The sequence below is a fragment of the Streptomyces sp. NPDC056734 genome (assembly GCF_042790455.1).
Classification (GTDB): Bacteria; Actinomycetota; Actinomycetes; order Streptomycetales; family Streptomycetaceae; genus Streptomyces.
This window is the reverse complement of sequence record NZ_JBHTZD010000028.1, coordinates 84,498-95,695: the sequence shown is the minus strand read 5'-3', so window position 1 is coordinate 95,695 and position 11,198 is coordinate 84,498. Positions and strand designations below refer to the sequence as shown.

At 69.4% G+C, this 11,198-nt stretch carries 9 protein-coding genes and 3 pseudogenes; 5 read left to right on the top strand and 7 right to left on the bottom strand.

Annotation, left to right across the window (positions count from 1 at the left end; genetic code table 11):
• Positions 1-126: 126 nt before the first annotated feature.
• A pseudogene (locus tag ACFRFC_RS32820) lies at positions 127-243 on the top strand (flavodoxin-dependent (E)-4-hydroxy-3-methylbut-2-enyl-diphosphate synthase); the annotation flags it as partial.
• Positions 244-1,195: 952 nt separating this feature from the next.
• On the opposite strand, the gene ACFRFC_RS32815 reads toward ACFRFC_RS32820, so the two are convergent.
• The 4 genes from ACFRFC_RS32815 to ACFRFC_RS32800 all read right to left on the bottom strand — a co-directional run bounded on the left by ACFRFC_RS32815 (position 1,196) and on the right by ACFRFC_RS32800 (position 5,180).
• A complete protein-coding gene (locus tag ACFRFC_RS32815) occupies positions 1,196-3,526 on the bottom strand; it encodes an insecticidal delta-endotoxin Cry8Ea1 family protein (RefSeq protein WP_382691548.1) in 2,331 nt (776 codons plus the stop codon).
• Positions 3,527-3,844: 318 nt separating this feature from the next.
• Complete coding sequence (locus ACFRFC_RS32810) at positions 3,845-4,012, bottom strand: hypothetical protein (protein ID WP_382691550.1); 168 nt, start codon at positions 4,010-4,012, stop codon at positions 3,845-3,847.
• A gap of 269 nt (positions 4,013-4,281) precedes the next feature.
• The gene (locus ACFRFC_RS32805; RefSeq protein ID WP_382691552.1) at positions 4,282-4,926 is read right to left on the bottom strand and encodes an IS3 family transposase; all 645 of its coding nucleotides are present in this window, start codon (positions 4,924-4,926) and stop codon (positions 4,282-4,284) included.
• Positions 4,923-5,180, bottom strand: coding sequence for a transposase (locus ACFRFC_RS32800; protein ID WP_382691720.1), 258 nt, complete (start codon positions 5,178-5,180; stop codon positions 4,923-4,925). The genes ACFRFC_RS32805 and ACFRFC_RS32800 overlap by 4 nt, the downstream gene beginning before the upstream one ends.
• Positions 5,181-5,658: 478 nt before the next feature.
• Here ACFRFC_RS32800 and ACFRFC_RS32795 point away from each other — a divergent pair, with 478 nt between their 5' ends.
• From ACFRFC_RS32795 to ACFRFC_RS32785, 3 genes and pseudogenes are all read left to right on the top strand, one after another.
• Positions 5,659-6,156, top strand: a complete 498-nt coding sequence (locus ACFRFC_RS32795; RefSeq protein ID WP_382691553.1) for an SRPBCC family protein — start codon at positions 5,659-5,661, stop codon at positions 6,154-6,156.
• A gap of 68 nt (positions 6,157-6,224) precedes the next feature.
• Positions 6,225-6,589: pseudogene (locus ACFRFC_RS32790) on the top strand (NAD(P)-binding protein); the annotation flags it as partial.
• Positions 6,590-6,606: 17 nt separating this feature from the next.
• Positions 6,607-7,386, top strand: a pseudogene (locus ACFRFC_RS32785) (FAD-dependent oxidoreductase); the annotation flags it as partial.
• A gap of 115 nt (positions 7,387-7,501) precedes the next feature.
• On the opposite strand, the gene ACFRFC_RS32780 reads toward ACFRFC_RS32785, so the two are convergent.
• Positions 7,502-8,368 (bottom strand): DUF2267 domain-containing protein, encoded by an 867-nt coding sequence (locus tag ACFRFC_RS32780; protein WP_383112674.1) that lies wholly within the window; start codon positions 8,366-8,368, stop codon positions 7,502-7,504.
• A 551-nt stretch (positions 8,369-8,919) separates the two neighbouring features.
• Entirely contained in the window at positions 8,920-9,609 is a 690-nt protein-coding gene (locus ACFRFC_RS32775; RefSeq protein WP_382691557.1) for a GAF and ANTAR domain-containing protein, read from the bottom strand.
• 276 nt (positions 9,610-9,885) lie between these two features.
• Here ACFRFC_RS32775 and ACFRFC_RS32770 point away from each other — a divergent pair, with 276 nt between their 5' ends.
• Entirely contained in the window at positions 9,886-10,734 is an 849-nt protein-coding gene (locus ACFRFC_RS32770) for a SigB/SigF/SigG family RNA polymerase sigma factor (RefSeq protein WP_382691559.1), read from the top strand.
• Between the two features lie 55 nt (positions 10,735-10,789).
• Here the strand turns inward: ACFRFC_RS32770 and ACFRFC_RS32765 are convergent, their stop codons facing one another.
• Positions 10,790-11,131 carry a helix-turn-helix transcriptional regulator gene (locus ACFRFC_RS32765; RefSeq protein ID WP_382691721.1) on the bottom strand — a complete coding sequence of 114 codons (342 nt, stop codon included), beginning with the start codon at positions 11,129-11,131 and terminating at the stop codon, positions 10,790-10,792.
• Positions 11,132-11,198: the final 67 nt, after the last annotated feature.

Genomic DNA, 11,198 nt, shown 5'->3' with positions numbered 1-11,198 from the left:
GCGCCCGGCGGGCAGTTCCAGTGCGGGTCGGGCTCTGCACCGTGAGTGCGGATGGTCGGCTCAGCGGATCGGCCGTCCAGGACAGCATGAGCTGTGTGAACGAAGTCCCGTGAGAATCGCCTCCACAACGGTCCCGGCGAGTCCCGCGACGCCGACCTCGGCGTCGCTTGCGGCAACGGAAAAGGCCAGATCTACCAGCATGGCAAGGTCATCGCCACCGTCCCCGAACATCGCTTCGTCCAGCCCCCCTCGACGAAACACTCCGCCTCACCGAACCCGCCAGGCCGCGAGGAAAGGAATCCGAGTGAACCACATTCCCCCATCACCTATGACCCGCCTTGCACTCCGCCGGCGGCGGACAAGATAGCCCTGGATCCCCGGATACCGAAACCGGCCCTCACCCGCACCATGGAAGAATCACCGCCACGCCCTGTCCCCCGCCAGAAAGGCCCGCGCCGCGAACCAATCCCACAACTACACACCCGACGGCAAAGCCGCCCCACGTATTCAGGAAATCGGACCACCACGCCGTAAACACCCGGCTCTGGCGCACTGCACCACGCTGGCTCGTCCCGGCGCTTCAACCGCCCACACGTCCGACGGCGCCCCGTACTGCCCCACTGCCGTCGGCAAAGCCTGGCTCCACCTGTTCGGTTGAACGGCGCACCTTACACCTCCTAGGGTTGGAACCGAAATCCTCGGCAGGCGTCGCCTCCACACCACAGCAACACACCGGACAGGAAAACAGGCAAGCAGCCTGAAGCGGACTTTTCTTCATCGCGGGATATTCTGGAGGGTCGTCACACCTTCGCACCTACGCGCTGAAAAGGGCGCGCTTTGACTACTCCAAGATCATCCTAAGAAGGGGGGCTCCGCCGCCCGCCGAACCCAGGGTCTGCTCGATGTTCTGGTCAGCGCGCACCGGCTGGAGCGGACCGGGCCGAGGCACCATCTCCACGACCTGCTCCGCGCGTTCGTCACCGACCGGGCCCACACGCAGCGAGGTGCTCCCTGAACTCGACGCGGCCCTGTGACGCGTACTGGGCTGGTATCTGCATCTGCACACCGCGCCCGCCGCACAACGAGCCATCGAGCCGGACTTTCGACCCGTTCCCCTGGACCCACCATCCGCAGGCATCCGGGTCCGGCACGGATTTCAGCAGCGTTGAACGCGTCTTACCTCCCGGGCTGTGTGTCAGGAAACCACCTCGCTGTATCTGGCGATGAGTTCACGCAGTTCGTCCCACACTTCCCCCAGGTCCTCGGCCCGGCTACCGGGAATGCAGTAGGCGTTCTTGAATTCCTGGTCGACGCCGAGCCAGTAATCGTTGCGGGATTTCTCTACATCATCGTAAGATTCCCCGTGCCCGGCGACGTTGTAGCAATTATCATAGAAAGGACCCCCCAGGAGCGTCTCGGTGTGTCGCTGCGGGAATTCTCCGGCGTGGTCGTCCTTGAAGTAGTGGTAGTCCGCGTCAAGTCCTTTGGCGCGCAGGTAGTCGCATTTGTGGGTCCCGTCGACGCGGTCGGTCATCCTTTTGTTGTACCTGCCGTAGTAGACGACTTTCAGGGAATCGCGGATGTGGTCCGCGTATCTGGTGGCGGCCTCGATGAAATAGGCGGTCTTGGGGGAGTGCCAGGTGGTCGCGTCGTCGTCCTTGGTCAGCAGGATGTCGACCTGGAGCATCGTCAGGTGGGTACTGGCGGCCAGGCAGAAGAGCGGGAGCGCGATGTACTGGAACTCAGGGGTGGAGGGGTACGTGCCGTTCTGGAGTTCGCTGATCGTCTGGAGGAGCGGACTGCCGGGACTGAGGGCGTCCTCCACGTTTTTCTTCAGCTCGGCGAACGTGCTCTGGTACGCCTTCTCCTCTTTGCTGGTGAATTTGAAACCCTTTTTGGCTTTGGCGTATTCGCTGATCCAGGTCGTGTAGGCAAGGATCTTTGGGGCGGCCTGGAGCAGATGGTCGTCGGCGAGGTCTTGTTTGACGAGGTCGCTGATCGCCTTGGGCAGGTCCACCTGTTCCGGGGGGAAGGCGATGGACAGGATCGTGTTGAGGATCAGCCCGCCGGCTCCGACGATCACGCCTTCGGGACCGCAGGCAAACGCGATCATGCTGACGGTGGTGAGGCTCTGTCTCACGATGTCCATGGTCGTGGTCGCCGCCGAGTTTCCTGCGACACCGGTGCTGGTCGCCGTACTGGTCGCGCTGGCGATGGGGATGACCGCCAGTTCGCCCAGATTGGTGCGCCGGTAATACACCAGGGCGTGCTGGCCGCGGTCCCGCCAGGGTTCGGCGAGGGCGGTGATGTAGTCCTCCTCGATGCGTTCGCCACGCAGCAGCGGGTGGCTCTGGCGCCGTACCGCTGTTTCCCGGGTGACCATGTCCTGCAACTGCCGGCACAGGTCGGGCTCCGCCCCGCTCAGCAGGCCACTCAGCAGGCTGGTGAACTCCCGCTGGTCCAGGAGTGGCAGCGGGCCGGTGCTCTCGTCGAGCAGGGCCCGGAAAGCGGGCGGCTGGTGGCTGGCACGCCTGGTTCGCTGGAGGTATGTGCCGGCGTAGACACTGGCCTCGGGCCCGCCGTTCCGGGCGGGGAAATGGAGATCCGGTTCGGGGCCGCCGGTCCTGGCGGCGATGATCTGGTGCAGAGCGAGCTGGATCACGCCTGCGGCCACCTGCCGCGGCAGCGGTCCGCCCTGGTACCGCAAACCCGCGACCGCGCCGTACAGGGCCTGCGACTTGGGGCGCCCCGGGACGTCGAACCCGTCGAACGCGGCGATGCACTTCTTGACCGCCCCGACCTTGTCCTCGGCACTGGGCCAGATGAACGGAGCCAGCAACGGAGCCGACAGCCGCTTGACCATGTCGAGCATGATGACCTGCCCCTGCAAGGACAGATTCCGCTTGTCGACCAGCTCTGCCGTCTTGGCCCATACCGCCCCGTCCTCCAGAGCCCACCATCGCTCAAGCTGCCCCTGCATTTTCTCCTGCTGGTCCTTCGTCAGCTGGAGGTCCGCAGGGACATCGGTGTCCTCAGGTGTGCCTCCGGAAGTTCGCGTACCGGTGGCGGTGTTCTTGCGCTGGTTCTGCAGGTAGGTAAGTACCGTGATTACGGCAGATGAGAGACCGCTGAGAGTTCCTGTCAGTACCACCGCCAGCATCCAGCCCTTGCTGCGCGTGTAGATCCTCCCCTTGCGGGCCTGGAGGGCGAAGTCCTCTGTCTGGGTCTGCTGTGTCCGCATCATCCGCTTGAGCTCCGGCGAGTCCCCCTGGACCTGCTCGACGTCATCCCTGGGGGGATCCGTCACCTTCGCGTCCAGTTCGTCGATGGCGCGAAGGACCTCGACCTCGACCTCGACCTGGCTGGTGAGGGTCCGCATGCTCTCGCTCAGTTCGGTGAACTCGGGGAGGGATTCGTAGACATCGGACCGGATGCTCACTCCGTCCTCGTCGTTGCACTCGTACATCTCGTCCTCGGACTGACGGCCCTCCGAGTCATTGATTTCCACCGCGTCGGGTTCAGGCACGGCATTCTCCTTCCTGGTACGGGCTGACACACGTCGCTCCTGCGCGTGGAGAGGCCGCCCCTTTCCACTCATAGGGGGTCGGCCGAGATCGGTCGGAAGGGATAGCAGCGCGGTCTTGAGCGGGTGACCGGCGCTTTTGAGGATGACCCCGGGCGGTCGGGCCGAACGGGTGGACGCCTGAGATCGGGCGGCGCGGGGATGGGCGGATGCCCCGTGGCACCTCAACCGCCCAGGCCCGCACGACGCTGTCGTCGGCGTCCCCGGGCGCGCGTAACGCCGGCGCGAACTCGGGGTCGCGGCCGTGCCGGTCGGGCTCGGCTAGCCCATGAAGGAGAAGTTGCCGTCGGCGTGCCTCGCCGCGACGAGCGCGACGGCTTCGCCGTAGGTGGCCACGGCGCCGATATCCGTGTGTTCCCCGGCATCGGCCTGGGCTGTTCCGGCACGGGCTATCCCGGTCAGGACGACAGCGGTGACAACGGTTCGCATACGCACGGTCTCTCTCACGTTCGTGATCCGACCCCGACGTGCGATCACACCAGCCGAAACCCGCCGACGGCCCACATTGACCCGACCGTGGGCCGTGCCGCACGTGTCACCCGGTCCGGGAACCAGACGACCCACCGCCCACCGACCGCGCCGCACGACCCTGGCACCCGCACGCGGCGGGTCAAGGGGCCTTTTCCGGGCGGCCATTGGCCATAGTCACCGCCTGGAGGACAATCACGCCTCTGCGGGGCGACTTCACCTCCAGCGCTTCACGAAGAGGCCCTCTGACCTGCCGAAATATGGCTGATGCGACACCGAAACGCAAGCGGTGTGTATGACGGCTCCGGCCAGGCTGCCGCGGCACTGCTCGGCAGCGGCCAGGGCTTCGATGACCAGTTCGGCGCGCATGTGGTCGCCGATCGCCCAGCCGGCCAGGCGCCGGGCGGCGAGGTCGATGACCGTGGCCAGACACAGGAACTTCCCGCCGGCTGCGGGAGATAGGTGATGTCGCCGACGTACTTCGTGTTCACCGCCGCTGCGGTGAAGTCGCGGCCGATGAGGTCGGCGGCCTTCGCGGCGGCCGGGTCCGCGATGGTGGTGCGGTGCTTCCTGCGCAGCCGCAGCCCCGCCAGGCCGCACTGGCGCATGATGCGGGCGACCTTCTTGTAGTTGGCCAACTCGCCGGGCTCCCGCAGTTCGGCGGTGATCCTGGGGACGCGGTAGGTGCCGTCCGAGCTGTGGTGCACCTTGCGTATGCGGGCGGCGAGCCTGGCATCGACCGCCTGCCGGACCGCCCGGCCAGCAATGATGTTGCGCCAGTAGTAGAAACTCGAGCGGGCAATGCCCAGGATGCTGCACAGCCGCTTCACGCCGTAGCGGCGCTGATGGTCGGCGACGAACTGGAAGCGGTTCACCAGCGCGTCTCCCCGGCGAAATACTTCGCCGCCCTGCGCAGGATCTCGCGCTCCTCCTCCAGCTCACGGACCCTATTGCGCAGGGCCGCGTTCTCCGCCTCCAAAGGCGTGGGCGGCGCCGTGGGTGCCTCCGCTCGGCGGCCCCTCGGCCGGTTCGCCCCGGCCGCCCGTACCCAGTTCCGCAGCGTCTCCGGGTTGACTCCCAGATCAGCGGCGACCTGTCTGATCGTCGCTCCCGGGCGGGACTCGTACAGCGCAACCGCGTCTCCTTGAACTCCGGCGGGTAGTGCTTCATGACCACGAGATGTCCGTTCTCAGATCCTCAGGATCCAGTGTCTCGTGTGTCCAAGATCAGGGGTCAAGGCCCGAGGCCGCCTACCTGGCGATCCTGGACACGCCCCTCTTCACCGCCAGGTGCCTGCCCTACGCACCACCCCACCAGTTCCGTCTCGCCTGCGACATCCTGGCCTGGTCCTTTTTCGACGACGACTCCGCACAGCACCTCCGCACGGCGCGACGGGCCGGTGCGCGTACCTGGGCCGCGGCGGCCGCGCTCCGGCGACCGTCCTGCGGCGGGGCAACGGCTGCCGCGGCGCGACGATCACCCCTGCGTCGGCCCGCAGCTCCGCAGTGCCGCCGACGCGTCGATCAACCCCGCGCGGAGTGTGTACCCGGGCGCGGCAGGGGAACTCGCAACGGCGGGAACTGACACTTCGAACGGCGGAGGACCCCATGGCGGTACGGCACCGGTTGATCAGAAGAACTCCCGAGGACGTCTGGGAGGTCCTGTCCGACGTCGAACGGTACGGGGACTGGGTGGTCGGCACCTCCCGGGCCGAAGCGGACGAGGGACAGTGGCCCGAGCTGGGGGCATCCCTCCGCTACGAGATCAGGATCGGGCCGCTCACACTGCGCAACCGGACCGTGGTGCGCCGCAGCGAACCGGCCACCGTCCTCGAACTGGAGGCGGACAGCGGGCCCCTGGGGACCGCGAGGATCGCGATCGAGCTACGGCCGTGGGGCGAGCACACACTGCTCATCTTCGATGAGCATCCCTTGCGCGGGGCAGGCGGCGCCCTCCACAACAGCCTTGTGGAGGTCGCGCAGCAGGTGCGGAACCGCGCGATGCTGGGCCGCCTCGCCCGGCTGTGCGAGGGGGACGACGGCGCGGTCCGCACCATAGCCGGGCGACCACGATCCCGCGCTCGGCCCCGGCCGCTCAGAACCTGAACCGGGACAGAGACCTGGGCACAGCCGCCTGCCGGGTGCGGCGCCGCCCACCGAGCCGGGAGCGAGTCATGCCGGACGCTGGAGTGATCGGGGCGGGTCCCCATGGGCTGGTCGCGGCGAACCTCCTGCCGACGCGGGCTGGGGCGTGGCGGTCCTGGAGGCCCAGGACGAGCCCGGAGGGGCCGTACGGCACGACCACGGGGTCGACCCCGGGTTCACCAGTGACCTCTTCAGCACCTTCTATCCGCTCGCCACCGCCTCCCCTGTCCTGGCCGGCCTGCGCCTGGAGCGGGAGGGACTGAGCCGGAGCCACGCCCCGAAGGTGCTCGCCCACCCCTTGCGCGACGGCCGCTGCGCCGTCCTCAGCCGTGACCCGGAGGAGACGGCCGCGAGCCTGGAGGCGTTCGTCCCCGGAGACGGGGACGCGTGGAAGGAACCGGCTGTCCAACGCGCCGTGAAGCGGTGGTGGCCAGAGTCGTGGACGAGGAGCACGCCCCACGGGACATGTACATCACGCCGGAGCAGGGCACCCGGTCCGTGCGCAGTGCGCCGTACGCGGACGGCGAGCGCCTGCTGATCGTCACCGGCGCGCACTTCACCCCCGGCGGCGCCGACGCCGGGACCCGTTTCGCCGAGCTGGCCGCCTGGGCGCGCGAGCACTTCCCCGGCCTCACTCTCACCCACCGCTGGGCCACCCAGGACAACGACTCCACCGACTCCGTCCCCCTCGTCGGACCGCTCCACGCGGGCAGCGGCAGCACGTACGTGGCCACGGGGTTCGGCGGCTGGGGCCTGAGCGGCGGCATCATGGCGGGCGGCCTGATCAGCGACCTCGTCACCGGCCGCGAGACTCCCTGGGCCGGTCTCTACGACCCACGCCGGGTGCGCACGGTGATCCGTGAGGGGATGTCCTTCCTCACCCACCAGGCCCAGGTGGCACGCGGCTTCACCGCCGGCCGGCTGCCGTCCCTGAACGGCCCCGCCCCCGAGGACATCGCCCCCGGCGACGGCGCCGTCGTACGCCTGGACGGGCACCGGTGCGCCGTCCACCGCGACGACCACGGCCGGCTCCACGCCGTCTCCGCCCGCTGCACCCATCTGGGCTGCGTCGTGGCCTTCAACCGCGCAGAGCAGACCTGGGAATGCCCCTGTCACGGCTCCCGGTTCGCCACCGATGGCACGATCCTCCAGGGCCCCGCCGTACGGCCCCTGCCCCGCCGCGACCTGTAGAGACGCCTCGCCCGCCGCTGGGCGGTCCTGGCGGGGAAGCGGGCCATGGCCCCGGCAGAGCCTTCGGCGTGGTCCGGGCCGGTTCGACGACAGGCCACCGGGCCGTCGAACCGTCTCAGCGGGCCGCGACCGTCCCCCACGCCGCCCATACGATCACCGCTGCCGACGCCACCACCAACACGTACCGCGTGATCGCGCCGCGTGCGGATCCCTGCCTCGATCGTTTCCGCCCTGCGATCAGCGGTTCGTTCTTCGTGTACCGCGGTGGCCGTTCAGCGTTCCGGTCCATTTCCCAGTCCGTTTCCCGGTCCATGAGTCTCCTCGCCGTATCCGGTGTCAGGGCGCCCGGTGTTCCGGCGCCGCGGGGGAACTTGCCTGCGGGTGTCCCGCCGTCCGAGGACGGGTCGGTTCGGGGAGGGGGGCTCGACCGGACGCCCGCTCCCCGGGCCGTGGGGAACGGAGGCCGGCGCGGCCGAACAGGAGTGCGTATCCGGGCGGGAGCCGGTCGATGACGGGGGCGGTGAGATCGGGGCCGGACGAATTTCCAGCCGGTGACGGGGGTCGTGGCCGGTGCCTGTGCGGTGAAGGCAACTGCGGCCTCCGTGGGGAGGCGGGCGGCGAGTTCCCGGCGTTCGTCGCCGGTCAGCCGGCGCCCCAGGGCACCGAGCAGGTGACGGACCGCTTCTTCGGTGGGCCGGCGCGTGGGACAGCAGCCGTCGTAGCGGACCTGTACCAGCAGGTCGATGGGGACATGTTGTGCTGCCCTTCCGGTCGTGCCCCTGTGCGGAGCAGGTGGTGCTGTGGTGCGAAGTGGTGTCTGGTGTGGCCTGGTGTCTGGTTGGGCGTGGTGCTGGCGTGCGCGAGGGCGATCGGTCCACCGTGGGGCCGACCCGGACCGGGCGACTTCCACCACCGCAGGGTGTCGGCCGGTTCGCCGGGCGGGCGGGGGCGGCGAACGGGTGCCCGTCCTGGCCCGTCCCATGCCTGCCCGTACGGGCACGGGTTCCCGGCGACCGCTGAGCGGGAGGGAGAGGTGCCGGTCCGGCACCATCGGCGCGGGCCGGGTCGGGCAGGCGCTGTTGTGCCCGCGCCGTCGTCACGGCCGACGGAGATGCGGCGCGGCGTTGCCGTGCCGGACAGGGCAGCCGGTGCGAGCCGAGCGCCGCCCACTGCGCCCTCCGGGCCTTCTACAGCGGCATCGCCACCGTGGAAGGTGCCTTCACGAGCGGCCCGCGCCGCCGTTGCCCGTGCCCGGCGGTCCCCCCGGGCCGATGCCCGCTCAGCATGGCGGGCGGGCGATGGCTCGCGGCAGTCGGCCGGTCAACGCCCCAGCCGCAGACTGCTGAGGGTGGTCACCCTCTTCGGGAACGCTGCGCGCCACAGCCCAGTGACAACCGGGCCATCGGGACAGCCCTCGCGCCATGGAAGCGGGCCGAAGCCCCGCAGGGCACACGCGAGTTCCGGCGCCCAACGGGCATCAGCCGCCCCGCCGCGCGCCTCCTGCCGCATGGGTTCGGTCCACTTCATGGCCCGCTATTGCAGGCCGCCCCGCTCGCACACCATCCGGGCCACTTCGCGGAGCTTGGTGTTCCGCTCCTGGGAGTAGCGGCGCAAGACGTCGAACGCCTGGTCCTCGGTGAGGTCGTGGCCGCCCATGAGGATGCCCATGGCCTCGCCGATGACGTGGCGGGTGGCGACGGCCTGTTCGAGCTGGGCCTCGGTGCGGGCGCTGGAGAAGGCGACGGCGGCGTGGGAGGCGAGCAGCCAGCCGGCGAGTTCGCTGGTCTCGGTGAAGGCTCCCGGGTGAGGGGAGTAGAGATTCAGGGCGCCCAGGTCCTCGTCCTCGGTGAACAGCAGAAAGCCCATCATGCTGCCGACGCCGAGCCGGCGGGCCGCGGGGGCGTAGTCGGGCCACCGGGGCTGGTCCCCCGTGAAGTCCGCGATACGGAACACCCGCTCCCCCACCGAGCTGCGCGCGGCGTCGAAACATGGCCCCTCACCCAGGCGTTCCTGCAACAGGTCACTGTCGACGACCAGTGGGTGGGTCGGGGCCAGGCTCTGCACCCGGTGGCCGCGCAGCACCAGGATGCCCGCGGCCTCGCAGCCCTCCACCAGTTCGGTCGCCGACGCGGTGATCCGCTCCAGCGTGCCCCGCAACGTCTCCTGTGCCAGCAGATCCCGCGCCATCGACGCCATCTGCTGCGCGAACCGCGCCCAGTCCATCCTCGTCTCCCTCACCCGCCGGAACACGTCCCCCGAGCGCCGCAGGGGCACCGACAGTCACCGACCGTACTCGCCCCAGTGTGCCGTCGCGGCCCCGGTGACGGCCTTTATTTCCGGAAGTGTTTTTCATGCGTCGGACAGGGAATGCGGCCTTCAGTGCTTCGGACAGCAGGCACGCCCGTGAGGGACGGCTCGCCCGATGTCCGGTGCGCCCGCGCGCTTGCCGCGCCTCCTCACGGTGTCCGCACACCGGCACCCCCAGCAGGGAGGCGCACCATGCAGCCCACGCACCCCGCCCACGCGAGTCACCCCCCGGACGCCGTACGTCCCGCACACCCCACGAGGACCACCCGCAGGCACCCCCACGACGACGCCCCCGACACCGCCGCGGACTTCGCCCGGCTCGCCGTACTGCCCGAAGGAACGGAGCGGCGGGAACTCCGCGACGAACTGGTCCGGGTCTGGCTCCCCATGGCCCACCGCATCGCGGGCCGCTACACCGGCCGTGGCGAGAACGCCGAGGACCTGCGCCAGGTCGCCGCCATGGGCCTGGTGAAAGCCGTCGACCGCTATGACCCCGGCCACGAGCGCGCCTTCGAGGCGTACGCCGTCCCCACCATCACCGGAGAGGTCAAACGCCACTTCCGCGACTGCCTGTGGGCCGTGCACGTACCGCGCCGGGTGCAGGACCTGCGCAATCAGGTCCGGCGCTCCCGCCGGGAACTCGCCCAGTGCTCGCCGGGCGGCGGTGAGCCCACGGTCGCCGAGATCGCCGGGCACGCGCGGCTCGGCGAGAGCGACGTACGCACCGGTCTGGAGGCGCTGGACTGCTTCAGTTCCCTGTCCACGGACGCCACCGTGTCCGGCACCGACAGCGGTTCCCTCACCGATGTCCTCGGCGGGTCCGACCAGGGCTACGAGGCCGTCGTGGACCGCCTCGCCGTCGGGCCGTACCTACGACGGCTCCCCGAGCGTGAACGCACCATCCTCTACCTGCGCTTCTTCCAAGGCATGACACAGAGCCGGATAGGCGAGGAACTCGGCCTCTCCCAGATGCACATCTCCCGGCTTATCACCCGCTGCTGCGCCCAGCTACGCCACGAGGTCATGGCGGAGGCGGCCTGACCGCGTACCCGATGCACCCGACGGGACGGGGGCCGGCTGCAACTCCCGTCCCGTCTCACCCGTCGGCGTGGGAAGGGCGGACGGTTGCCTGGCGTTCGTCCTCGTCCCGGACGAGGAGCGCCAGCAGGGCGGCCACCGTCAGGCCCGCCTCGGCGGGGTGGCGCAGAACCTTGCCGGGGTCGATCTCGTAGGAATTGGTACGGCCCCGGCGGGTGTGGGAGAGATATCCGTCCCGTTCCAGATCGGAGATGATCTTCTGCACGGCCCGTTCCGTGAGCCGGCAGCGCGCCGCGATGTCACGGATCCGGGCGTTGTGGTTGTCGGCGATCGTGGCCAGGACCCGGGCATGGCTGGTGAGAAAGGTCCAGCCGCTGTGAGGTTCTGGTACGCCGTCGATTCCCGCCATTCCCGCCATGGCCAAATCCTAGGGCTCGGGTGCTCACACCACACAAGAGCGAATCATA

Excerpts from the sequence above, each read along its gene's own strand:
- ACFRFC_RS32810 (WP_382691550.1), bottom strand. The coding sequence starts at position 4,012 with ATGCGAACCGTTGTCACCGCTGTCGTCCTGACCGGGATAGCCCGTGCC.
- ACFRFC_RS32795 (WP_382691553.1), top strand. The coding sequence starts at position 5,659 with ATGGCGGTACGGCACCGGTTGATCAGAAGAACTCCCGAGGACGTCTGG.
- ACFRFC_RS32780 (WP_383112674.1), bottom strand. The coding sequence starts at position 8,368 with ATGGGACGGGCCAGGACGGGCACCCGTTCGCCGCCCCCGCCCGCCCGG.
- ACFRFC_RS32775 (WP_382691557.1), bottom strand. The coding sequence starts at position 9,609 with ATGGACTGGGCGCGGTTCGCGCAGCAGATGGCGTCGATGGCGCGGGAT.
- ACFRFC_RS32770 (WP_382691559.1), top strand. The coding sequence starts at position 9,886 with ATGCAGCCCACGCACCCCGCCCACGCGAGTCACCCCCCGGACGCCGTA.